General features: G+C 62.7%; 20 protein-coding genes and 2 pseudogenes. 13 read left to right on the forward strand and 9 right to left on the reverse strand.

What is annotated here, in order from left to right:
- The first annotated feature begins 128 nt into the window (after positions 1–128).
- The 8 genes from C1H69_RS21230 to nosR all read left to right on the forward strand — a co-directional run bounded on the left by C1H69_RS21230 (position 129) and on the right by nosR (position 9,015).
- Entirely contained in the window at positions 129–1,481 is a 1,353-nt protein-coding gene (locus C1H69_RS21230) for a NarK family nitrate/nitrite MFS transporter (protein ID WP_102655377.1), read from the forward strand.
- Between the two features lie 154 nt (positions 1,482–1,635).
- Positions 1,636–2,928, forward strand: a complete 1,293-nt coding sequence (locus C1H69_RS21235; protein ID WP_102655378.1) for a nitrate regulatory protein — start codon at positions 1,636–1,638, stop codon at positions 2,926–2,928.
- Between the two features lie 292 nt (positions 2,929–3,220).
- Complete coding sequence (locus C1H69_RS21240) at positions 3,221–4,522, forward strand: CmpA/NrtA family ABC transporter substrate-binding protein (RefSeq protein ID WP_102655379.1); 1,302 nt, start codon at positions 3,221–3,223, stop codon at positions 4,520–4,522.
- A 45-nt stretch (positions 4,523–4,567) separates the two neighbouring features.
- A complete protein-coding gene (gene ntrB, locus C1H69_RS21245) occupies positions 4,568–5,422 on the forward strand; it encodes a nitrate ABC transporter permease (protein ID WP_102655380.1) in 855 nt (284 codons plus the stop codon).
- Positions 5,423–5,436: 14 nt separating this feature from the next.
- Positions 5,437–6,288 carry an ABC transporter ATP-binding protein gene (locus C1H69_RS21250; RefSeq protein ID WP_102655381.1) on the forward strand — a complete coding sequence of 284 codons (852 nt, stop codon included), beginning with the start codon at positions 5,437–5,439 and terminating at the stop codon, positions 6,286–6,288.
- A 233-nt stretch (positions 6,289–6,521) separates the two neighbouring features.
- Positions 6,522–6,941, forward strand: a complete 420-nt coding sequence (locus C1H69_RS21255) for a GFA family protein (protein ID WP_102655382.1) — start codon at positions 6,522–6,524, stop codon at positions 6,939–6,941.
- A 28-nt stretch (positions 6,942–6,969) separates the two neighbouring features.
- Positions 6,970–7,452: a peroxiredoxin gene (locus C1H69_RS21260; protein ID WP_102655383.1), complete on the forward strand. Its 483-nt coding sequence runs from the start codon at positions 6,970–6,972 to the stop codon at positions 7,450–7,452.
- Between the two features lie 150 nt (positions 7,453–7,602).
- Positions 7,603–9,015, forward strand: coding sequence for a response regulator c-di-GMP phosphodiesterase, NosR family (gene nosR / locus C1H69_RS21265; RefSeq protein WP_102655384.1), 1,413 nt, complete (start codon positions 7,603–7,605; stop codon positions 9,013–9,015).
- A 22-nt stretch (positions 9,016–9,037) separates the two neighbouring features.
- Here nosR and C1H69_RS21270 read toward each other — a convergent pair whose 3' ends face one another.
- The 4 genes from C1H69_RS21270 to C1H69_RS21285 form a co-directional block, all read right to left on the reverse strand.
- Entirely contained in the window at positions 9,038–9,625 is a 588-nt protein-coding gene (locus C1H69_RS21270) for an NAD(P)H-dependent oxidoreductase (protein ID WP_102655385.1), read from the reverse strand.
- Between the two features lie 238 nt (positions 9,626–9,863).
- On the reverse strand, positions 9,864–10,139 hold the full coding sequence (locus tag C1H69_RS21275) for a DUF5666 domain-containing protein (RefSeq protein ID WP_165789554.1): 276 nt from the start codon (positions 10,137–10,139) through the stop codon (positions 9,864–9,866).
- A 150-nt stretch (positions 10,140–10,289) separates the two neighbouring features.
- On the reverse strand, positions 10,290–11,249 hold the full coding sequence (cobA, locus tag C1H69_RS21280; protein ID WP_102655387.1) for a uroporphyrinogen-III C-methyltransferase: 960 nt from the start codon (positions 11,247–11,249) through the stop codon (positions 10,290–10,292).
- Complete coding sequence (locus tag C1H69_RS21285) at positions 11,209–13,944, reverse strand: nitrate reductase (protein ID WP_102655388.1); 2,736 nt, start codon at positions 13,942–13,944, stop codon at positions 11,209–11,211. Before C1H69_RS21285 ends, cobA begins: the two co-directional genes overlap by 41 nt.
- A gap of 413 nt (positions 13,945–14,357) precedes the next feature.
- Between C1H69_RS21285 and C1H69_RS21290 the strand changes: the two genes are divergently transcribed.
- The 5 genes from C1H69_RS21290 (at position 14,358) to nirD (ending at position 20,598) form a co-directional block, all read left to right on the forward strand.
- Positions 14,358–14,987 carry an ANTAR domain-containing response regulator gene (locus tag C1H69_RS21290; RefSeq protein WP_102655389.1) on the forward strand — a complete coding sequence of 210 codons (630 nt, stop codon included), beginning with the start codon at positions 14,358–14,360 and terminating at the stop codon, positions 14,985–14,987.
- The gene (locus C1H69_RS21295) at positions 14,984–16,012 is read left to right on the forward strand and encodes a CmpA/NrtA family ABC transporter substrate-binding protein (RefSeq protein WP_240610037.1); all 1,029 of its coding nucleotides are present in this window, start codon (positions 14,984–14,986) and stop codon (positions 16,010–16,012) included. Before C1H69_RS21290 ends, C1H69_RS21295 begins: the two co-directional genes overlap by 4 nt.
- Before the next feature lie 262 nt (positions 16,013–16,274).
- Positions 16,275–17,561, forward strand: coding sequence for an NAD(P)/FAD-dependent oxidoreductase (locus C1H69_RS21300; RefSeq protein WP_102655391.1), 1,287 nt, complete (start codon positions 16,275–16,277; stop codon positions 17,559–17,561).
- Between the two features lie 2 nt (positions 17,562–17,563).
- Entirely contained in the window at positions 17,564–20,122 is a 2,559-nt protein-coding gene (nirB, locus tag C1H69_RS21305; protein WP_102655392.1) for a nitrite reductase large subunit NirB, read from the forward strand.
- A gap of 101 nt (positions 20,123–20,223) precedes the next feature.
- Entirely contained in the window at positions 20,224–20,598 is a 375-nt protein-coding gene (nirD, locus tag C1H69_RS21310) for a nitrite reductase small subunit NirD (RefSeq protein WP_102655393.1), read from the forward strand.
- Between the two features lie 75 nt (positions 20,599–20,673).
- Here nirD and C1H69_RS21315 read toward each other — a convergent pair whose 3' ends face one another.
- The 5 genes and pseudogenes from C1H69_RS21315 to C1H69_RS24670 form a co-directional block, all read right to left on the reverse strand.
- Positions 20,674–21,159 (reverse strand): VOC family protein, encoded by a 486-nt coding sequence (locus C1H69_RS21315; RefSeq protein ID WP_102655394.1) that lies wholly within the window; start codon positions 21,157–21,159, stop codon positions 20,674–20,676.
- 137 nt (positions 21,160–21,296) lie between these two features.
- Positions 21,297–21,509 carry a type II toxin-antitoxin system HicB family antitoxin gene (locus C1H69_RS21320; protein WP_102655395.1) on the reverse strand — a complete coding sequence of 71 codons (213 nt, stop codon included), beginning with the start codon at positions 21,507–21,509 and terminating at the stop codon, positions 21,297–21,299.
- Entirely contained in the window at positions 21,499–21,759 is a 261-nt protein-coding gene (locus C1H69_RS24665) for a type II toxin-antitoxin system HicA family toxin (RefSeq protein WP_102655396.1), read from the reverse strand. The genes C1H69_RS21320 and C1H69_RS24665 overlap by 11 nt, the downstream gene beginning before the upstream one ends.
- Before the next feature lie 370 nt (positions 21,760–22,129).
- Positions 22,130–22,912, reverse strand: a pseudogene (locus C1H69_RS21330) (IS91 family transposase); the annotation flags it as partial.
- Positions 22,913–23,084: 172 nt separating this feature from the next.
- Positions 23,085–23,240 (reverse strand): annotated as a pseudogene (locus C1H69_RS24670) (phage integrase N-terminal SAM-like domain-containing protein); the annotation flags it as partial.
- Between the last annotated feature and the right edge of the window lie 47 nt (positions 23,241–23,287).

The following is a 23,287-nucleotide window of genomic DNA, read 5'->3' on the forward strand; positions in this document are numbered from 1 at the left end:
TCAACTGCTGGTAGGCGTGGACCAGGCTCCCCAGGCCAAGTGATGGGAGTACGAGTGCGTCGAACCTGACCTTCAACGACGAAGGACACGTTCCCGGATTCGCTACTATCCCATGCGAGGCTTGACCCATGGACATACGCGGCAAGGCCAACAGGATTCGCCTGTTGAGCCTCGATACTCCTCAGATGCGAGCCTTTCACTTCTCCTGGTTCGCCTTTCACATCTGCTTCTTCGGCTGGTTCGGTATTGCACCGCTGATGGCCGTGGTCCGCGAAGACCTATCTCTCAGCCAGACCCAGATCGGCAATACCATCATCGCCTCAGTGGCCATCACCATCATCGTTCGCCTCTTGATAGGCGTGTTGTGTGATCGCATCGGACCACGCAAGACCTATACCGGCCTGCTGCTGCTCGGCTCGATCCCGGTGATGAGCATCGGGCTGGTCAATAGCTTCGAAGGTTTCCTGCTGGCACGCCTGGCAATCGGCGCGATCGGCGCCTCCTTCGTGATTACCCAGTATCACACCACCATGATGTTCGCGCCCAACGTAGTCGGCACGGCAAACGCCACCAGCGCCGGCTGGGGCAACCTTGGCGGTGGCACCACGCAGATACTGATGCCGCTGATCTTCTCCGGCCTTCTGATGCTGGGGGTCAGCGAAACGCTCGGCTGGCGACTGGCCATGGTGGTGCCGGGCGTCGTGATGTTCGCCACCGGTATCGGCTACGGGCTGTTCACCCAGGATGCTCCCAACGGCAACTTCAGTGAGTTGCGCGCCAGGGGGGAGCTGCCCCGGGCTGACGGTGACAGCGGTGCCGGCCAGACATTCCTGACTGCCGCCAGGGATATCCGCGTCTGGGCCCTCTTCGTGGTCTATGCCCTCTGCTTCGGGGTCGAACTGACCATCAACAATATCGCCGCCATCTACTTCTTCGATCATTTCGACCTGACACTCGCCACCGCGGGCATGATTGCCGGCCTGTTCGGGCTAATGAATGTCTTCGCCCGCACCATGGGCGGCATCTTCTCCGACCTGTTCGCCAGAAACGGCGGACTCAAGGGCCGGGTACGCTGGCTGTTCATCGCCCTGGTATGCGAAGGCATCGCCCTGGTCGCCTTCTCGCAGATGCATGTCCTCTCCTATGCCATTGGCATCATGCTGGTCTTCAGCCTCTTCGTGCAGATGGCCGAGGGTGCGACCTATGGCGTCGTGCCCTTCATCAACAAGAAGGCGTTGGGAGCCGTGGCCGGTATCGTCGGCGCAGGCGGCAATGTCGGTGCCGTGGCCGCCGCGTTCCTGTTCCGTTCAGAGGCCATTACGTACCAGCAAGGGCTCTTCTACCTCGGGCTGACTGTGCTTGCACTTGCCTCCTGCGCTCTTCTGGTGCGTTTTTCGGAGGAAACGGAAGCCGAAGAAGCCGCCGCCTATCAGGATGCCGTGGGTGAGGATAACGGTGCTGGTGCCCTGTCACTACGCTGACTGGCTCACGGCCGGACGACGACCACCTGGACCATCACTGCGCCGCCTTCGGGCGGCACGATGCGTTGAAGCATGGCACTGAAATTGCTTCACCTGATAACGGCTGCAGCACACGCTCGCGGCGAGCCGCCCGGGTAACGACGAGGTCATCAGAATGACACCTGCGGAACACCTGCTGTTGGCAGCCAAGCGCTGCGAAATAAACGCCCTGGAACATTTGGCCACGACCTGTGAGATCGTCGGGGATATCAGCCGCTTCATCCATGCACTGCAAAAGGAGCGGGGCGCCTCCAATGTCTATCTGACATCCAGGGGAGAGCGCTTCGAAACCCGGCGCCGGGAGCGCATTGCGGAGTGCCTGGACACCGAACGGATCATGCGTCAGCGCCTCGATATCCTGACCAGCGAGGGTGGTCGCCCAGTGGCCAGTGCGCGGCTGCTGGAACGTATCGCCCGAGTCTCGAATGCCCTGGACAGCCTCGACGGACTGCGCCGGGACATCGAATGCCTGCGCATCAGTGCAGACGAATCGACGCTGACCTTCAACCGCTTGATCAGTGGTTTGCTGTCGGTCGTCTTCGATGCCGCCGATACGGCGGGGGACCCGGAGATCACCCGCGCCCTGGTCGCCATCTTCCATTTCATGCAGGGCAAGGAGCTGGCCGGTCAGGAGCGCGCCTGCGGCGCCATCGGATTCACGGCAGGTCATTTCGATGACACCCACCGTCAACTGCTGCTGCACCTGGTCGACGCCCAGCAGCGCTGTTTCGATACCTTCAATGAGTTCGCCACTGCACAAGCGCGCCAGAGCTGGGACGAGGGCCTGCCACCTCGCACCCAGGCGGGCATTCACCAGTTGCGGGACATGGCGTGCCGCGGTCTTCCAAGGTCCACCACGGGGCGAAGCCTTGGCGAAACCTGGTATGAGCTGACCACTCGCCGCATCGACGCCATGATGGCCGTGGAAGATACCCTGGCCGATGAGCTTTTCCAGATGTGCCGCTGCAAGATTTCCACCGCACGAGAACATTTGACCAACCGTGAGAGACTCCAGGCCTCCCTTGCGGCGGAAGACGAGACACCCTCCATGTGTCAGCAATTGGTCGAGCTGCTCGATGACCAGCCCTCTCGCACGCTCGGCAATCTGACAGCCACTGCCGTCGACTCCCCTCTCAATCGCTCGCTGATCGAGCTGATGCAGGCCCAAGCGGCACGGCTTCAAGGACTCAGCGACGAGCTCGAGCATACCCGCAAGGCATTGCGTGAGCGAAAACTCGTCGAACGCGCCAAGGGCTTGATCATGGACAGCCAGCAAATGACCGAGGAGCAGGCCTATCGATTCCTGCGCAAGATGTCGATGGACCAGAGCAAGAGCATGACGGAGCTGGCAAACAGCATTCTCGACTTGTCCGATATTCTCAAGAAACGCGCCGGACAGGATATGTAGAGGGCACCGCTGGTGCAGACAGGTTCGGTTTCGCACCGTTAACGTCCATCAGGCCGCCAATGCCATTTGATGCCCGTCATGATGAAAAAAACAACTTGTTGTTTATATTTATTTAAATAGTGATAGATGCATCCATGGCACCCAAACTGCAAAGCATCTAGTGCCCGCTGAGTCAACGACGGTTCAGCCTCGAAGCATTTACTCGATATCGGACAACGGCGTCTGCGTAGATTCCCGTGACCTTCACGGCGAACTCCTCGCAGACGCCGTTTTTTTGTTGGGAGTCATCGTCATGAACAAATCATTCCAGGGACACTCGCCTCAGCGTCGCCGCTTCCTGAAGAGCACTGCAGCCGTCGTAGGCGGTTCCGCCCTGCTCACAGCATTGCCGGGCAACTGGGCCTTCGCCGCTGGCAAGCCTGAGACCACCTCGGCCAAACTCGGCTTCATTGCCCTGACCGATGCCGCTCCACTCTTCGTGGCCGATGAGAAAGGCTTCTTCGCCGCGCACGGCATGACCGACGTCGATGTGCTCAAGCAATCCTCCTGGGGCACCACCCGTGACAACCTGGTACTCGGCTCGCAGCGCAACGGCATCGACGGCGCCCATATCCTCACGCCGATGCCCTACCTGATGTCCGCCGGAGCCATCACCCCCAATAATCAGCCGGTACCAATGAGCGTCCTGGCGCGCCTCAACCTCAACGGGCAGTGCATCTCGGTGGGCCGAGAATATGCCGATCTGGAGGTCGGGGTCGACGCCACCGAATTCGGCCAGGCACTCGCCGAAAAACGCGCCGGCGGCAACGAGGCGAGCGCCGCCATGACCTTCCCCGGCGGCACCCACGATATGTGGATTCGTTACTGGATGGCCGCAGGAGGCATCGACCCCAACCGCGATGTCTCGACGATCACCATCCCACCCGCACAGATGGTCGCCAACATGCGCGTAGGCAGCATGGATACCTTCTGCGTCTGCGAGCCATGGAACCTCCAGCTGGTCAACCAGGGCATCGGCTATACCGCCAACACCACCGGCGAGCTATGGAACGACCATCCGGAGAAGGCCTTCGCCCTTCGCAGCGACTATGTGGAAGCCAACCCCAATGCGACCCGCGCGCTGTTGATGGCGATCATGGAAGCCCAGATGTGGTGTGAAGATCCGGCCAACCACGAGGAAATGGCCCAGATCTGCTCGCGTCGCCGCTGGATCCACGCCCCCTATGCCGACCTGATCGACCGGATCCAGGGCAACTTCGACTATGGCACCGGCCGCGTGGTCGAGGATCATCCCCAGATGATGCGCTACTGGGACAAGCATGCCTCCTACCCCTACAAGAGCCATGACCTCTGGTTCCTCACCGAAAACAAGCGCTGGGGGTATCTGCCCCAGGACTTCGATAGCGCAGCATTGATCGAACAGGTCAATCGCGAGGATCTGTGGCGCGAGGCGGCCGAGGCGCTGGGCGTCTCCTCGGAGCAGATCCCGACATCGACCTCGCGCGGCGTCGAGACCTTCTTCGACGGCAAGGTCTTCGACCCCGAGGACACGCAGGCCTATCTCGACAGCCTCGAGATCAAGCGCCTCGCCTGATGGCGACCTGCCATCACCCTGATCTCACACCACGGGAGAATCGCCATGAGCGTTTCACAGCGTGCCGATAGCGTGACTCAGCCGGCTCCAGCCAGTTGGACACCGTATCTACAGGACCTGAAGGATGTTCTCGTCCAGAAAGTCCTTCCTCCCCTGTTGATCCTTGCCCTGCTCGGCGGCATCTGGGAGATCCTCTGCTCGTCGCCGGGAGCCGCGCTGCCACCGCCCTCGCAGGTACTGCGCGACACCTGGGACCTGATCATCAATCCCTTCTACGACTACGGCGGCAATGACAAGGGCATGGGCTGGCAGATATTGGCCAGCCTGGAGCGGGTGGCCTATGGCTACTCGCTGGCAGTCATCGCCGGTATCAGCCTCGGCGTCCTGGTCGGCCAGTCCACCTGGGCCCTGCGCGGCCTGGACCCGGTCTTCCAGGTGCTGCGCACGGTGCCGCCACTGGCCTGGCTGCCTATCTCGCTGGCCGGTTTCCAGGACAGCACCCCGTCGGCCATCTTCGTCATCTTCATCACCGCGATCTGGCCCATCATCATCAACACCTCGGTAGGCGTACGTAACATCCCCGAGGATTACCGCAACGTCGCACGAGTGCTTCGCCTCAATGGCTACGAGTACTTCATCCGCATCATGCTGCCCGCCGCGGCACCCTATATCTTCTCGGGGCTGCGTATCGGCGTGGGCCTGTCCTGGCTGGCCATCGTCGCCGCCGAGATGCTGATCGGCGGCGTGGGCATCGGCTTCTTCATCTGGGACGCCTGGAACGCGTCGATGATCAGCGACATCATTCTCGCCCTGATCTACGTCGGCATCGTCGGCTTCATCCTCGACCGCATGGTCGCCTATGTGGGTAACCGCGTGACCCGCGGCACCAGCAAGGGCTGACAGGAGATATTCCAATGACTGCACGTTATCTGAGCATCGAACAGGTCGACATGACCTTCTCGCGCGCCGGTGTCGACAGCCAGGTTCTCAAGAACATCAACCTGAACGTCGAACGCGGTGAATACATCGCGATCATCGGCCATTCCGGCTGCGGCAAGTCAACCCTGCTCAACATCGTCGCCGGCCTGATCAACGCGACGTCCGGAGCGGTGATCCTCGATGGCAAGGAGGTCAACGACCCGGGGCCCGATCGCAGCGTGGTGTTCCAGAATCACTCTCTGCTGCCCTGGCTGACCGTCTACGAGAACGTGGCGTTGGCCGTCAACAAGACCTTCGCCCGCACCAGGAGCAAGGCCGAACGACATGCGTGGATCCTGAAGAACCTGGAAATGGTCGGCATGAGCGCGGCGCTGCACAAGCGGCCCGATGAGATCTCCGGCGGCATGAAACAGCGCGTGGGCATTGCCCGGGCGCTGGCCATGGAACCCAAGGTGCTGCTGCTCGACGAGCCGTTCGGCGCCCTCGATGCCCTGACCCGCGCTCACCTGCAGGAAGAGGTGATGCGCATCCAGGAGGAGTTGCACAACACCATCATCATGATCACCCACGACGTCGACGAGGCGGTGTTGCTCTCCGACCGCATCGTGATGCTGACCAACGGCCCCTCGGCGAAGGTCGGCGAGATCCTCGACATCGACCTGCCGAGGCCACGCAACCGCATCACCCTGGCCGACGACCCGCGCTACAATCACTACCGCCAGGAAGTGCTGCGCTTCCTCTACGAGAAACAGCGCAAGGTGGAAGACTTGGCCGAGCGCCGCAGGAAGGAACAGAGCGCTGCGGCGTTGGAGAAAGAGCGGGCCTGATGCCCGACTCTCTCGAAAACGGCCACTCGCACGAGTGGCCGTTTCTACACCGAAATCTCCATTCCCAACAAGAGAAACGATAGTGTCTTGCCATGGCCATCCAGATTCATACCGGCCAGGCACGATACAGGCTCGACCGCGACCCAGCCGCTACACTATCGATAGCAAAGAGTGCTCGAAGCCGCATGGCGGCTCCGATGCCAAGACTCACGAGACTCAACCGGAGAAAGACGATGGAAGGAATGAGCGCACGCGGAAGCTGCCTGTGCGGCGCCGTACAACTCGCCGTAGTGGCCGCCAGGCAGAATCTGGGCGCCTGTCATTGCAGCATGTGTCGCACCTGGGGAGGTGGTCCGCTGCTGGCTTTGGAATCGGTCAGCGAAGTCGAGATACAGGGTGAGGAGAACATTACCGTATTTTCCTCTTCGGATTGGGCCGAGCGGGGCTTCTGCAAGCGCTGCGGCACCCACCTCTTCTACCGACTGACGACCGGCGACCACTATGCCATCCCGGTCGGCCTGGTCGACGGGGGCGAGGCGTGGACCTTCGATACCCAGATATTCATCGATCAGAAGCCCTCCTTCTACGACTTCGCCAACGACACGCACAACATGACCGGCCAGGAAGTGTTCGACGCCTACCAGGGCAGCTAGTCACCCACGCCAACGAGGAGTCATTCCCATGCCGCTTTCCGTAGGCGACAAGATCCCCGACATCGCCCTCAAGACCAACGGGCCCGACGGCCCCAATGACATCGACACCGGCAAGCTGTTCGCCGGCAAGCGCGTGGTGCTCTTTGCCGTGCCGGGAGCCTTTACACCAGGCTGCTCCAATACCCACATGCCCGGCTTCGTGGTCAAGGCCGACGAGATCCTCGCCAAAGGGGTGGATGTCCTGGCCTGCCTGTCGGTCAACGATGCCTTCGTCATGGATGCGTGGCAGAAGAATCAGAATGCCCATGACATGCTGATGCTGGCCGATGGCAATGCTGATTTCACCCGGGCGACTGGCCTCGAGAATGACCGTACCGCCTCGGGCATGGGGGTTCGCAGTCATCGCTACGCGCTGATTGCCGATGATGGCGTGGTGCAGTACATCGGTGTCGATACCGAACGAGGCGTGGTCGATAGTAGTAGTGCCGACGCCGTGCTGGCCCATCTCTGAGGCCAATGCTGTTCGGACCACCTTCTGCATACGAGTGCGCATCCCTAAAGTTTTGGGGCCTTCCGCCGATTGGTACTGTAAGAAATCGATAGAACGGATGTCGCGTATGGCCATGGCATATGCATCCATGCTGCCACCAGGAGATGCGCCATGCAGAGTGCTGATACCGACCAGTTGGCGAATACGAAAGGCCAGGATGAATGCCTCGCGACACTGCTGCTGGTCGAGGAGGAATCCAGCGCGCTCGACTTGCTCGCTACCGCGCTGCAAGGAGATGGCTACCGTCTTCTGAAAGCCAGCGGGGGTGAAGCCGCCCTGGCGTTGATGGAAAGGGAAAGCGTGGATCTGGTCATCACAGGCGCCCGCGTACCGGACATGGATAGGGTCGAATTGCTGAGCGCCATCCAGCAGAAATGGCCCGACTGCATTCGTGTGATGCTCACTGACCAGGCTGATCCGAATGCCATGGTGCACGCTATCAACAAGGGGCGCGTCCACAGCGTCATCACCCAGCCGTGGAATGACGAAGAGCTGCACCTCATGCTGCGCCAGGCGCTGGCCCATCAACATGCCGAGCGTGAGCAGAAGCGTCTGGAAGCCGCCACCCAGCAACAGAACCGGACTCTTGCCGAGCTCAACTCGACGCTGGAACAGCGGGTCGAGGCCCGCACCCAGGAGCTGAAGCAACTCTCGGACATGCTGGATGCCGCCTATGTCGAGCTGGAGCGCAGCCATGTCACCGCCACCCGAGCGCTGGCATCATTGCTCAATCTCCGTCTCTCCTCTCCTCTTCAGACAAATGCCCAGGTCGACGCCCTGGTCAGGACCTTTGCCGAGATTCACGATCTGGATGAAACGCTCAGGCGGGATCTGCTGATGGCAGCCGCTCTCTATAACATGGGGCGGCTGATCTGGAGCGATCGTCTGCTGAATACGCCTGAACAGAAACTGTTTGCCCAGGACCAGGTCGCCTATCAGCGCTATCCGGTAACGGGCGAAAAACTGTTGACGTCACTGGAGCATCTACAGGGCACGGCCAGGATCATTCGCCATCATCGCGAGCGCTGGAACGGCACCGGCTTTCCCGACCAGCTGGAAGGAAACGCCATCCCGTATGGGGCCCGCCTGCTGGGGCTGGCGGTGGACTTCACCGAACTGCAGCGCGGCATGATATTGCCACGCAAGGTCCCACGCCAGCAGGTGCTGAGCCTGCTGCGCAAGTTCTCGGGACGGATCTACGACCCGGACCTGTGCAATGCATTCGTCAAGATGTGTCTTGAACAGGCACCGGATCTCGGGGTCGTGGGCCAGTCCGTCGAGTCACTGGTAAGCAGCAAGCTCAAGCCCGGCATGATTCTCGCCCAGGACCTCTATTCCGAGTCTGGCATTCTGCTGCTGCATGAAGGAAAGGAACTGACCCGAGGTCTCATCGAGAAGCTGATCCACTTCGAGGAAGTGGAAGACATCCGCTACTCCTTGCTGATCAGAAAGCCGGAGAGCCAACGTTCCGGGCCTGGCTCTGAAAGTCATAGACTTGAAAACAAGACGTTACCCCCCCAGTGAATGCTGACTCACTCCCTCGGGTCTACCGGGCCTCCGCCCCCAGTTCCTGCAGCTTGCGAAACCACTTTGTGCGCACCTGCTCGCTCAGCGACTCCACCCTGCCAATCAGCGTCTCATTGATGGGCGCGATGCCGACAAAGCCGAGAACGTTGCGCTCCAGCGCCTTGACGCCATGTGCGCGGTAAAGGTGGCGATAGATCATCGCGGGCATGCCCATGGTGACCACTATTCTTGCTGAGCGACCAGTCAGGCTTTTCTTGCCCAACGGACTGCCCTCGACATATTCGAAGGCGAAGCCAGGCCGCATGACCTGCTCCAGGAAGGCTTTCACCATGGCTGGCATGCCGCCCAGCCACAGCGGAAAAATCAGCACCAGGTGCTCACACCAGCCGATGGCCTCCTGGGCCTCCTGCAGCGAAGCGGGTAAAGAACCCTCCTTCCACGACTTCTGACTTCGCAGCAACGGGAACTCGAGCCTCGCGATATCGATCATGCGCACGGTATGACCGTTGGTTTCGGCTCCCACCCGATAGTGTGCGCCCAACGAGTGGCAGAGGTGCGAATCACTGGCATCGGGGTGTCCCTGAAGGATCAAGATACGCTTGGTCATAACGCAGGCACTCGCACCAGGCAGAAGGAAGACAGCTGGTTTCAGCCTAGCCGCAAACATGTGATTCACACCTGATCGATATCAGTTTACCGGCTCTTCGATTACCTCCTGCCCTCAGGCTAACCAGGCCGACGGGAGCCACGGCATGCACAACTCACCGGCATGCAAGCAAAAAAGGGCCGGCACATCAGGCCGGCCCTTGCGTAGTCCATCAGTCAGACCATCCGCCCCATCGGGCTCAGTCTTCCAGCTCGATCTCGGTGGCAATATGGCGCCCATCGCGATAATCGAAATCCACCTCGACCCGCTGCCCCTCCTGCAGATCTTCGAAACGGCTCAGACCGTCATCATAATCGGTGCTGTCTGTCACCTCGAAAGTGATCCCCTGCACGGTCAGCGTGCGATTCTCCGCATCCACCGCCTCTATCACACCTTCGATGTCATCCGCGCTGACGGATATCGATACCCCCGCTATCGCCGCTGCCGCCATCCATTTCCACAGTCGAGTCGTCATACAGAAATCTCCATTTTCATTGAGAGGCATGATCAAAAGCCTCAGGTCCAGAGTACGGCAAGTTTCCTCCTGCCGCGTGCTGGCATGGCTCATCCAGCGCTTGCAAGTACTCACTCTTCCACCACTTCGACCTCATCATCGAGTACAGCCTCAATATAGAACATCTGCACCGTGACGGCCGCCACCACGGCGAGAGGCATAGACAGCCCTGGCCCTTCTTGCCGAGTGTGCCGGACTGGCCTCGACCATCCGCACCACGCTACCCACCACGATCAGGCAGGGAGACGGAAGAGGCTCTTGAGTCAGTTTGGCCGGCATGTCCGCCAAGGTGCCAACGAGCGACACCTGCTCCGGCAGGCTGGCATTGGCGACCAGCATGATCGGCCAGTCGTCCGGTAGCCCCGCCTGGCGCAGGCCCGTGCAGATGACCGCCACCTTGGAGAGCCCCATGTAGAACACCAGGGTTTCGTCCCGGCGGGCCAGTTCGGTCCAGTCGGGCTCGCCGCCCTCGCGACACAGCTGTGCGGTGATGAAGCGCACCTGTTGGGCATGACCGCGGTCGGTGAGCGGAATGCCCATCCCGGCACTGGCGGCCGACGCCGCCGTGATACCGGGCACGATCTCGGCAGGCACGTTGGCCTGTGCCAGGGCGGCCAGTTCCTCTCCCAGGCGCCCGAAGATACCGGGATCGCCACCTTTAAGGCGCACGACCGATTTGCCCTGCCCCGCCAGCCTGACCAACAGTTCACCGATTTCGGTCTGGGGCACGCTGTGATGCCCCCGGGCCTTGCCGACATAGTGACGTTCGCGGCCTGCCGGGATCAACGACAGCACCTCGTCACCGATCAGGCGATCATAGACGATGGCGTCGGCCTGCTGCAGCAGCCGGGCGGCCTTCAGGGTCATGAGCTCAACGTCGCCGCTGCCGGCGCCCACCAGGTAGACGCAGCCCGGGCGGCAGTCGCCACGCAGTGCCAGGGAGGGCATGCCGCCACACTCCCTGCCTTCGCCAAGGCAGCCCGCATAGCGGGAGCCGATTCCGAGACGGGCCAGGCCAGCGTTCAGGGCATCACGCGACAGTGACTTCAGGTTTCGGCTCAGCGCTCGCATGGGCCCTCTCCTCTTCGATCAGGGATTTCAGTTCGGGGATACAACTACCGCATCGGGTGCCGCACGCCAGCCGGGCGCCTAGCGCTTCGACGCTGCCGTCACCGCCGCGAATCGCCTCACGGATGCAGCGTTGGCCCACCTGATGACAGCTGCACACGACAGGCCCGCTGTCGGCGCCGCCATCGTCACAGCCGGCCAACAGGCGTCGATGCCGGGCTTCGTCCAGCCGTTCGCCCCGGGCCGCCTCCCGGAAGCGCTCGTCGAGCCAGGCCAGCCCCGGCAGCTCGCCGGGCGGCCCCACCATCAGCCACCAGCGCAGACGACCATCGACGACGCCAGCGGCACGCAAGCGGCCGCTGGCCGGATCCTCACACCACAGGGACGGCGCCACTGGCAAGTATACTTCCAGCCAGGCCAGCCAATCGCGATCATTCGTGGCAGTGGCATCGCCACCGGCCAACTGCCAGCGCTGGCTATCGGCCAGCGGTATACGCGCCCAATAGCGGGCATTGTCACACCATTTGGCATCGCCTTTCAGGTCGTTGGCCACTATAAGGGTAGCGTCCCAACCGTTCTCCAGCGGCTTGAGCGAGACAGCGCCATGCTTGGACTCGGGCTGACCGGAAATGGGGTCGCGGTACGCCGCCAACAAGCTACCCATGCGCGCGGCTCCACTGAACTGGCCGGTCCAGTGCATGGGCACGAACACCTCCCCGCGGCGCTGCCCTTTGGAGAGCCGAACCCGGCCGATATAGTCACCGCCGGCGCCGCTCAATCGTGCCAGTTGCCGATCGCTCATACCGTAGGAACGCGCATCGTCGGGATGCAGTTCAATGAAGGGCTCGCCACGGTGGTTCATCAGGCGTGGCGACCGAGCCGTGCGTGTCATGGTATGCCACTGGTCCCGTACACGGCCCGTGTTGAGGCGCAGCGGACGGACATCGCTCAAGGCCTGCCGTGGCTGTCGCGGGCGAATGGCAATCAGTTGAGCCTTTCCGTTCGGCGTGGCAAAGCACCCATCCACGAAGAGCCGCGCAGTACCACGGGGAGCAGCGGCCGTGACCGGCCATTGAATGGGTTCCAGCGCATCATAGGCCGCCCGGTCGAGCCCGGCCAGGCCGGAGACATCGAACAGGCGAAAGCTCCCGGACTGGTTGTCAAAGCCGGATAGCCTGGCATGCTCGTCGAAGATCTCACTGGGATGCTCATAGGCGAACGCCTCGCCGAATCCCATTTCCCTGGCGACCTGGGTGATGATCCACCAATCGTGCCGTGCCTCCCCCGGGGGTGGCAGAAGTCCGCGCTGCCGCGAAATGCGCCGCTCGGAGTTGGTCACGGTGCCGTCCTTTTCGGACCAGCCCGAGGCTGGCAGCACGATATCGGCATAGGGCAGCAGGTCGGTGTCGGCCATGCATTCGGACACGATGACGAGGGGACATCTGGCGAGAGCCTCCCTCACGCGGTTGGCATCCGGCAGGCTCACCACTGGGTTGGTGGCCATGATCCACAGCGCCTGCACCTCGCCCCGCTCGATGGCCTCGAACAGCTCCACCGCCTTGTGGCCGGGCCCGTCGGGCAGGTCCGGCTCAAGGGTTTCGGTTGCCCAGAAGCGTGAAACCCGTTCGATGGCACCCGGCGTGTGGTAGTCCATGTGCGCCGCCAGCTGATTGGCCAGCCCGCCCACTTCGCGCCCCCCCATGGCGTTGGGTTGACCGGTGATCGAGAAGGGGCCGGCCCCGGGCAGGCCGATCTTGCCCTCGGCCAGATGGCAATTGATGATGGCATTGCACTTGTCGGTACCGCTGGAGGACTGGTTGATGCCCTGAGAGTAGAGGGTCACCACGTGAAGGCGACTGGCGAACCAGTGGAAGAAGGTTTCCAATCGTTCCACGTCCACATCGCAGTCGGCCGCAATGGCTTCCAGCGACGTGTCGTCCTCGCGAGCCGCTGCCAGGGCCTCTTCCATCCCCTGGGTATGCCTGTCCAGGTAGACCCGGTCCAGCTTGTCCCGGTCATCCATCCAGGCCAGCAGACCATTGAACAGCCGGGCATCGCTACCGGGGGCGAGGCCGAGATAGAGATCGGCGATCTCGCAGCTATCGGTGACCCTGGGGTCGATCACGACTACCCGCATCAGCGGGTTGACCTGCTTGGCCGCCTTGATGCGCTGATACAATACGGGGTGATTCCAGGCCAGATTGGAACCCACCAGCACGACCAGCTCCGCCTCTTCCAGGTCCTCGTAGTTGCACGGCACGGCATCGGCACCGAAGGCACGCTTGTAGGCGGCGACCGCCGAGGCCATGCAGAGCCGCGAGTTGGTATCCAGGTGCGGGGTACCCAGAAAGCCCTTGAACAGCTTGTTGGCAACGTAATAGTCCTCGGTGAGCAGTTGCCCCGAGAGATAGGCCGCCACGGCATGGTTGCCGTGATCGCGACGCGTTGCGTGCAGCCTCTCGGCCACCGTCTCCAGCGCCGTATCCCAGCCCACCTCGACGCCATCGATCCGCGGTCGAGTCAGCCGTCCATGATCACCCAGGGTCTCGTGCAGCGCCGCCCCCTTGACGCATAACCGCCCAAAGTTGGCGGGATGTTCGGTATCGCCGGCAACGCCGATGATGCGATCATCATCGATCTCGGCCTGAACGCCGCAACCAACGCCGCAGTAGGGGCAAGTGGTTCGAGCCTGGTGCATGACGACCTCCTGTGCGCTCGTGCATAAAAAAACGACGCCCACCCTTCGCCTCTCGAGGGAGGCGGAAGGTGGGCGTCGTTGCCGATGATGAAGCGCCGCCATGGCGCTTCGTTCTGCGTCTACCCAGTCAGGCAGCAATTTCCATACCAGTTGATGGGATTTCCATACAGGCAAGTGACTTTGCACGGTCGCCCCGACATCCGACCCGGTCACAAAGCGACTTTCAGCGATACCTTGCCTCATGGTTCTGCGGGGAAGGCCTGCCCCGCACCAAGGTGGTGCTGGAATGCCGTTCTCACTTGTCGCTGGTGATAGCGTTGACGTGCCGGCTGCCTGGCATGGCTCGCCGTAGCGGTATCTGGAATGCATCTTGCATTGCAGCACACAGATGCAATGCGACTAGCGAGACTGCCATGCCCCCACCGCTGAATGTGCTGCTGGTTGATGATGAGGTCGTGCGCGCCGCCATGGTCGAGGAGGCCCTCGTCGCCGAGGGTCACAGGGTGATCTGCCGACTGACGAGCCCGGCTAGCCTCAACGAGATGGTCGCCCGGCACCAGCCCGACGTGGTGATCATCGACATGGAATCACCCGACCGGGACACCCTCGACAGCATGGCCCTGCTCAACCGCGAAAACCCGCGGCCCGTGGTGTTCTTCGCCGACCAGCACGACCCCGACACCCTGCAGGCCGCCCTCAAGGCGGGTGTCAGTGCCTATGTGGTCGACGGTCTGCTGCCCGGTCGGGTCAAGGCGATCATCGAGGTGGCCATCGCCCGCTTCGACGCATTCCAGTCCATGCGCCATGAGCTGGAGAAGACCCGCAACCAGCTGACCGAGCGCAAGCGCATCGAACGTGCCAAGGGCCTGCTGATGAAGCATCAGGACTGTGATGAGGAACAGGCCTATCGCATGCTGCGAAAGCTAGCCATGGATCGCAGCCAGCGCATCGCCGAGGTGGCCGATAGCGTCATCGATATTCTCGAACGCCTGAGCCCGCGTTCGTCTGACCCGACATCGTCGAAACAGGGGCCTCTTCCATGAGCGCGATGGACATGAACAAGACACCGGAGCTGAACCGTTTGACCCTGGGCTTCGTGCCACTGCTGGATGCCGCCCTGCTGGTCATCGCCCGTGAACGGGGTTTCTTCGCCGCACAGGGGATAGATGTCTCCCTGTCACGGGAAAATGCCTGGTCGACCCTGCGCGACAAGGTGGCGGCCGGCCTGCTCGATGGCGCCCAGATGCTCTCGCCCATGCCGCTGGCCATGAGCCTGGGGCTGGAACGCGCGCCCTGCGATGCCCTGGCCCCCATTACGCTGAGCCGTAATGGCAACGCCTTCGTCCTGTCGACGTCACTCTGCGAGCAGAGCGGTGCCGCGCTTGGCAGCGAGCCGGCCGCCAGCGCCCGGGCGCTGGGCAACTGGCTTGGCCAAGGCCGCCGACCACGCCTGGCCATGGTCTACCCCTTCTCCTGCCAGCATTACCTGCTGCGTGAGTGGCTCGCCCTGGGCGGCATCGACCCGGACCGGGACGTGGAATTGGTGGTGCTGCCGCCGCCGCGCATGGTGACGGCCCTGAGTGAAGGCCAGATCGATGGCTTCTGCGCCGGCGAGCCCTGGGGCAGCCTGGCCGAGCATTATCGTGTCGGCCGCCTCGTGGCCAGCGGTGCCCAATTGTGGCCAGAGCATCCCGAAAAAGTTCTCGGTGTCACTCACTCCTGGGCCCACCACTATCCCGCTACCCTGGCCGCGTTGATCCGGGCGCTGGTGGCGGCCAGCGAATGGCTCGCCGAGACACCCGAAAACCGCCGCCAGGCGCTGGCTTGGCTCGCTCTTCCCCCTTACCTGGATCGCTCGGTGAATCACCTCGACAGCCTCCCGCTGGATACCGCACCGATCCATCAACGACTATACGGCCCCGGCGTACTGCGCCCGGATGTCGAGGCCATGGGCCGTATTGCCGAGCAGTTGAACAGATCCCTGCGTCACGTCGAGCGCTCCCTGGATATCCCGGCTCTCCACGAATGCTACTCCCCTGTGCATTTCGACGCGGCCATGCACCAGTGACGTGCAGGGGGCTCGTCCTGGAAGGCTGATCGAGCCCCCGAGTGCCTGCCCATACCATTGATAAATAGTGGTTAAAGCCAGGGAATCGGCATCTTGGCTGGCTTCTTGACTGATAAGACGTAATACGGCGATCAACGGCGATCGTTCTACAGACAGATGGAATGGGCGAAGGCGCCCCAGTGCAACCCCTCATCAGAGCGGGGTTCCACCGGGGCGCCTTTTTTTTCGTCTCTCTTTAATCGCTCCCTGCGAGGTAACGGATATGCAACAGGCCACGACCGAGCACCTGGTGATCGTCGGCAACGGCATGGCGGGCCATCGCCTTATCGAAGCCCTGGTCAAGCAGCCGGGGCGCCCGATGTCCATCACCGTGATCGGTGACGAATCGCAGCCTGCCTACAACCGTATCCTGCTCTCGCCACTACTGGCCGGCGAGATGGAGCGGGATGCCCTCTCCCTGCATGACGCCAACTGGCATGCGCAGCAGGGCATCACGCTGGTGCTCGGCGAGCGCGTCATCACCATCGACCGCAAGACGAAGACTCTGACCACCGACGCCGGCCGCACCCTCGATTACGACCGCCTGGTACTGGCCACCGGGTCGCGCCCGGCGATGCCGCCGATTCCGGGCCTCGCGCTGGCCGGCGTCCACGTCTTTCGCGACCTGAACGATGCCTTCGCCCTGAGGCGCGCAGCCGAGACCGGTGGCAATGCCGTGGTGATCGGCGGCGGCCTACTGGGTCTGGAGGCCGCCGAAGGGCTGCGCAAGCGCGGCATGGACGTCAGCCTGATCCAGCGCGACGACCGGCTGATGAATCGCCAGCTGGATACCACGGCCGCCAGGCTGCTCGAGGCCGAACTGAGGGCCCGCGGCCTCGCTATCGTCACCGACGCCACCCTGGACCACCTGACGGAAGACGGCCAGGGCCATGTCACTGGCGCCAGGCTGAGCGACGGGCGGTGGCTGCCTGCCGCATGCGTGGTGGTAGCCATCGGCATCACCCCCAACACGGCGCTGGGGCGGGACGCCGGGCTCGAGGTGAACCGCGCCGTGATCGTGGACGACACTCTCACCACCTCGGACCCGGCCATTCACGCCCTGGGCGAATGCTGTGAATTCCAGGGCAATACCTTCGGTCTGGTAGAACCTATCTGGCAGCAGGTCGAGGTGCTTGCCGCCCACCTGTCCGGCCAACCGGTCGATGGCTATGTCGACACGCCCTGCGCCACCAAGCTCAAGGTCAGCGGGGTTTCGCTTTACGCCTTCGGCCCCACCGAACCGGACGCCGACCACGACGTGCTCACCTACCGAGATCCCGTGCAGGGCGACTATCGCCGCCTGCTGCTGCGCAATGGCCGCATCCAGGGCGCCGTGCTCTATGGCGATACGGCCATGGGCCCCTGGTACTTCGCACACTCCCGTGACGGCACCGACCTCGGCCCCTGCCGCCAGGCCCTGATGCTCGGCACCGCCGATGCCGACGCCCTGCTGGCCGAGCATGACCTCAATCCAGAATCCCCGGAACGCCCCGTCAAGGAGGCCGCCTAACCATGTCAACGACATCTCTCACCACCAAACAGAGCCTGATCATCATCGGTAACGGCATGGTCGGACACCACCTGGTCGAGCAACTGGTCGAGCAGGGTGCGACCGAGCGCTACGACATCGTGGTGTTCGGCGAAGAGCGCCATCTCGCCTATGACCGGGTTCATCTCTCCGAGTACTTCTCGGGCCGTGACGCCGCTTCATTGGCCCTTTCCACCCGCGGGTACTACACCGAGCACGGCGTCACCCTGCACCTGCACGCGGCGGTGACCGGCATCGACCGTGAACGAAGCGAGGTGATCACCGATCAGGGCCGTCATCCATACAACCGACTGGTGCTGGCCACCGGTTCCACCCCCTTCGTGCCGCCGATTCCCGGTAGCGATCGCGAGAACTGCCTGGTCTACCGCACCCTGGATGACCTGGACGCCATTCGTGCAGCCGCCAAGAATGCCACCACCGGCGTGGTGGTGGGCGGCGGCCTGCTGGGTCTGGAAGCGGCCAACGCCCTGCGCGGCCTCGACCTGGACACCGCCGTGGTCGAATTCGCACCTCGACTGATGCCGATGCAGGTCGACAGCGAAGGCGGCGGGCTGCTGCAGGAGAAGATCGAGGCCCTGGGCGTGCAGGTACTGACCGGGCGCGTCACCCAGCGCATCGAGAATGGTGAGGCAAGCTTCCACCGCATGGTGTTCCAGGACGAAAAGGTACTCGAAACCGACCTGATCGTCTTCTCCGCCGGTATCCGCCCCCGGGACGAACTGGCCCGCGACTGTGGCCTGGAAATCGGCGAGCGCGGCGGCGTGGTGATCGACGACCGCTGCCTGACCAGCGACCCGGCCATCCTGGCCGTGGGCGAAGTGGCGCTGTGGAACAACAGCATCTTCGGCCTGGTGGCGCCCGGCTACCAGATGGCCAAGGCCGCCACCGGAACCCTGCTCACCTCTTCCAGCGAGCCCCAGGGCGGCACCTTCCACGGCGCCGACATGAGCACCAAGCTCAAGCTGATGGGCGTGGACGTGGGTGCCATCGGCGATGCCCACGGCGACCGCACGCCCGGCGCCAAGATGTTCCGCTATCTGGACGAGATCAAGCAGCAGTATCGCAAGCTGGTGGTCTCCAGCGACGGCCGCCGCCTGGTCGGTGCCATGCTGGTGGGCGACAACAGCGTCTACGACACCCTGCTGCAGTACTACGCCAACGGCCTCGACCTGCCCGAGGACCCCGCCGCACTGATACTGCCGAGCAGTGAAGGCACACCAGCCCTGGGCCCCGACGCCCTGCCGGAAACGGCCATGATCTGCTCCTGCCACAACGTCACCAAGGGCGATATCCGCGCGACGCTGGATGCCGGTGCCGTCGATCTTGGTACGGTCAAGGACTCCACTCGCGCCAGCACCGGCTGCGGTGGCTGTACGGCGCTGCTCAAGAGCGTGGTCGACCACGAGTTGGAAGCCCGTGGCGTGAAAGTCGACAAGTCGATCTGCGAACATTTCCACTATACCCGCCAGGAGCTCTACGACATCGTCCGGGTGGAGGGCATCAAGACCTTCGGCGAGCTGATCGATAAGCACGGCAGCCCCGATACCCATAAACTTGGCTCTTCATCAGCCCCGATGCTTGGCTGTGACATCTGCAAGCCGGCGGTGGCCTCGATCCTCGCCTCCTGCTTCAACGAGCCGATCACGGACGCGGCGCACATCCCGCTGCAGGACACCAACGACACCTTCATGGCCAACATGCAGAAGAACGGCACCTACTCCGTCGTTCCCCGCGTGCCAGGTGGAGAGATCACCCCCGACAAGCTGGTGGTGCTGGGTCGGGTGGCGAAGAAGTACGAGCTGTATACCAAGATCACCGGCGGCCAGCGCATCGACCTGTTCGGCGCCCGCCTGGAGGACCTGCCGGCGATCTGGGGCGAGCTGATCGAGGCCGGCTTCGAGACCGGCCACGCCTACGGCAAGTCGCTGCGCACCGTGAAATCCTGCGTCGGCAGCACCTGGTGCCGCTACGGCGTGCAGGACAGCGTGGGCATGGCGATCTACCTGGAGAACCGCTACAAGGGCCTGCGCGCGCCCCACAAGATCAAGTTCGGCGTTTCCGGCTGCACCCGCGAGTGCGCCGAGGCCCAGAGCAAGGACGTCGGCATCATCGCCACCGAAAACGGCTGGAACCTGTACGTGTGCGGCAATGGCGGCATGCGCCCGCGCCACGCGGAACTGCTCGCCACCGACATGGACGAGGAAACGATGGTCCGCACCATCGACCGCTTCCTGATGTTCTACGTACGCACCGCCGACCGCCTGCAGCGCACCTCGGTATGGCGCGAGAACCTCGAAGGCGGGCTCGACTACATCAAGCAGGTGGTGGTGGACGACAGCCTCGGCCTGGGCGCGGAGCTGGATAGCCAGATGCAGACCGTGGTCGACAACTACGAGTGCGAATGGGCCAACGCCATCAAGGACCCCGAGAAACTCAAGCGCTTCCGCACCTTCATCAACGACGCGCGCCCCGATCCGGACATCATCGTGACCGAAGAGCGTGGCCAGCTGCGCCCCGCGTGACGCCGCCAGTGATTACCGCGCTCGCTGCAGGAAGGGCCTCGGCTCGAGACAGGTGGCATTCGCCAACGACAGCAGTGACCGCAATATTCGAGGACATGACCATGAACACCGCCACAGCAGCAGCCAAGACCATGACCCGGACCTGGCAATCCCTCTGTATCCGCGCTGACCTCGTGCCCTTCTCCGGTGTCGCCGCCTGGGTGGAAACAACCGAAGGCCCCGCCCAGGTGGCCATCTTCTATTTGCCGGGCTACGACACCGAGCTCTACGCACTGGACCACCACGACCCCTTCTCCAGTGCCAACGTCATCGCCCGCGGCATCGTCGGCGACCTCAAGGGCCAGCCCGTCGTCGCCTCACCGATCTACAAGCAGCACTTCCGTCTCGAAGACGGCCAGTGCCTGGAAGACGAAAGCGTAACGCTGCGCACCTGGAAGGTGAGCTTCAAGGGCGATGAGGTGTGGATCGAAGCGTGAGGTTGCGGCCTTAGAAAAGCAAAAGCCGCCGACGCTGGGGTAGCGTCGGCGGCTTTGGGTAAGCCCGTCCTCATCTCAGCCGCGAAAGGCTGCCTCGATCTGGGCGATGTCGATTTTCCTCATCGTCATCATGGCATCGAACGCCCGCTTGGCGGCGGCGCGGTCGGAGCTGGTGAATGCCTTCGTCAGCGCAACCGGGGTAATCTGCCAGGAGATGCCCCACTTGTCCTTGCACCACCCGCATTGGCTCTCCTGGCCGCCATTGCCGACGATGGCGTTCCAGTAGCGATCCGTCTCGTCCTGATCTTCGGTCGCCACCTGAAACGAGAACGCTTCGCTATGCTGGAAGGCAGGCCCGCCATTCAACCCGAGGCACGCCACGCCCAGCACGGTGAACTCGACCGTCAAGACGCTCCCCTCCTTGCCCGCTGGGTAATCCCCAGGGGCCCGGTGCACCGCGTCGAGCGATGAATCGGGGAAGGTCTCGGCATAAAATCGTGCGGCTTCCTCAGCGGCGCCATCGTACCAAAGGCAGATCGTGTTCTTTGCCATGTGCTTCATGATCAGCTCCCTTCACTGGGTGATTGCTATGAGTGGCAATCTAATGTCGAACGGAGCTGATCGAAATCGACAGGGGTGGTGGTGCCTAACGCCAGCCATCAGGCGCGCGAGGTACGAGCGTCGGCTGGATGGCCTCGTTATGCGTACATCAATCGCCCTCGCGGCTCCGGGACCGGCCAGCCAAGCTCCCTAGCCGTCTCGATCCACTCCTCAATGACCTGCTGAGCGTTCGCTACGGCCTGTTCATAGGTTTCGCCGTCCGCCATGCAGCCCGGCAACTCCGGAACCTCCACGACGAAGGACTGGTCCTCATCGCTCCAGTAGATGATCAGCTCATACTTAATCGACATCAGTCTCTCCCAACCGGTACTTGACCAGGATACTTCTAACCTGTTTGACCTGATACGGCTTGGCCTTGCTCCCCTTGGGCTGCAGATTGAGTATCTCCGCCACGCCATCCCGGGTAAATATATGGTGACTGCCTCTGACTCGTTCCTCGAAGCCGAGCCGGACCAGAAGCTGACAGAGGACTGAAAACTCAACATTCGTGTCTGAGCTTCCCGACAGGATCTTCTGCCTTATCTTCGAATATCTTCCCATTGTCTGATCATCCTTGTGCCTCTCGGATTCCAGTACGCATAACCGTTCAGCATTTATTCGCCGTGCGGAGCATGGCGAATAAATGCCTGTTGGACTAAGCCGCCCGTCAAGCTGCTGCGCCGCTTCTATAGGGTATTGTATTGATCGCTGAGCTGCCTGAGGGGATAGATCGCTCGGGCGCGGATCGCTGGTAACGCGTGTGAACAGTGTTCGTGATCATTATACCCGTCTTTTCTTGACCCAATTTACCCCAACGTAACCCGTCTGCTGGCCAAAAACCATCGCCGGGACGAGCGCCGCCGCGGCCCGCCAGCGGGCCGGGGCGCCGAGTCCGTTGTCTGGCCGACTCCGTGGTGTGTCTGGCGTTACCTCATGCTCGATAGCGTTGCCTCCTATGGTTGGATGGTCGGCCGAGGGTGGGTCGCTGGGGCGTAAGGGTCCCGATCACCCGCAGCGTCGCTCGCCGGCAGTGGGGGCAGGGATAAGTTGGCGCCGGATCGCTGGCCGCGGAATCGGTACTCGGTGGCGACTCGATGACTGCCAAGGCTTGGCGGATCTGGGCCAGGCGTCGCCGCCGGCAGCGATTGGCCAGAAAGCCGTAGTGACGGACTCGCATCAGCCCCTTGGGCAGGACGTGGAGCAGGAAGCGGCGCACGAACTCTCCGCCATCGAGCACGAGCCGTTTGTGTCGGTCACGATCGCGGTAGTCCTTGTAGCGCAGGGTGACCTGGTGGTCGTCCACGGCGAGGATGCGGGCGTTGCTGATGATGATCTGGCGCGTGTAGCGTGCCAGGTAGCGGACCACGGCCTGGGTATGCTCGAGGCAGTCCTTGCTGTAGACCACCCACTCGGTGGCCATCAGGGTATTGAGCTGATCATCCACGTCACCGGGCCGAGTGACCCGGTGGAGCTCGCCGGCATTAGCCGCCCGGCGCAGAGCGCTAACCAGGTGCCCACGAAAGTGGCGCGATAGGGCCCGCACCGGGAACAGATAGTGGCTACGCGCCCCACGCCAGCCGCCGTCGTCGCCCAACGCGCCGCCGGGGACCAGACAGTGCAGGTGCTGCACATGCTGGCTCAGGTTCTGGCCCCAGGTGTGGAGCACGGCACTCATGCCCATGTCGCCACCGAGGCGTTTGGGATCGCGACCGAAGGCTCACCCGTAGTCCGCAGCCATAGCACAGTTCGAGCATCATGCGATGCTTGGGGTTGTGGCAGGCGGCCAGGATCCGCCTTACCTCGTCGCGCGTCAGCAGTTCCGGAATGCGCTGCGGTGTCTTCGGCACCACCAGCGATACCTCCACCGACGGCCAGTGCAGCACTTGCAGGTACAGGAAGCGCACGCCATACAGATAGACGCGGCAACTGGCGGCGGACAAACCGCGCTCCTGGACCAGGTGATGAAAGAAGTGCTGCAAGTCGTCGGTGCTCAACGTATCAGGCGAGCGGTGGAAGTAACTCGCCAAATCCGTGATCACCATCAGGTAGTCGTATGAGTACGTTGCGCAAAGCCACGCTGACGCATGGC

Origin of the sequence: Billgrantia endophytica (assembly GCF_002879615.1) — a bacterium.
In the GTDB taxonomy this organism is placed as follows: domain Bacteria; phylum Pseudomonadota; class Gammaproteobacteria; order Pseudomonadales; family Halomonadaceae; genus Halomonas; species Halomonas endophytica.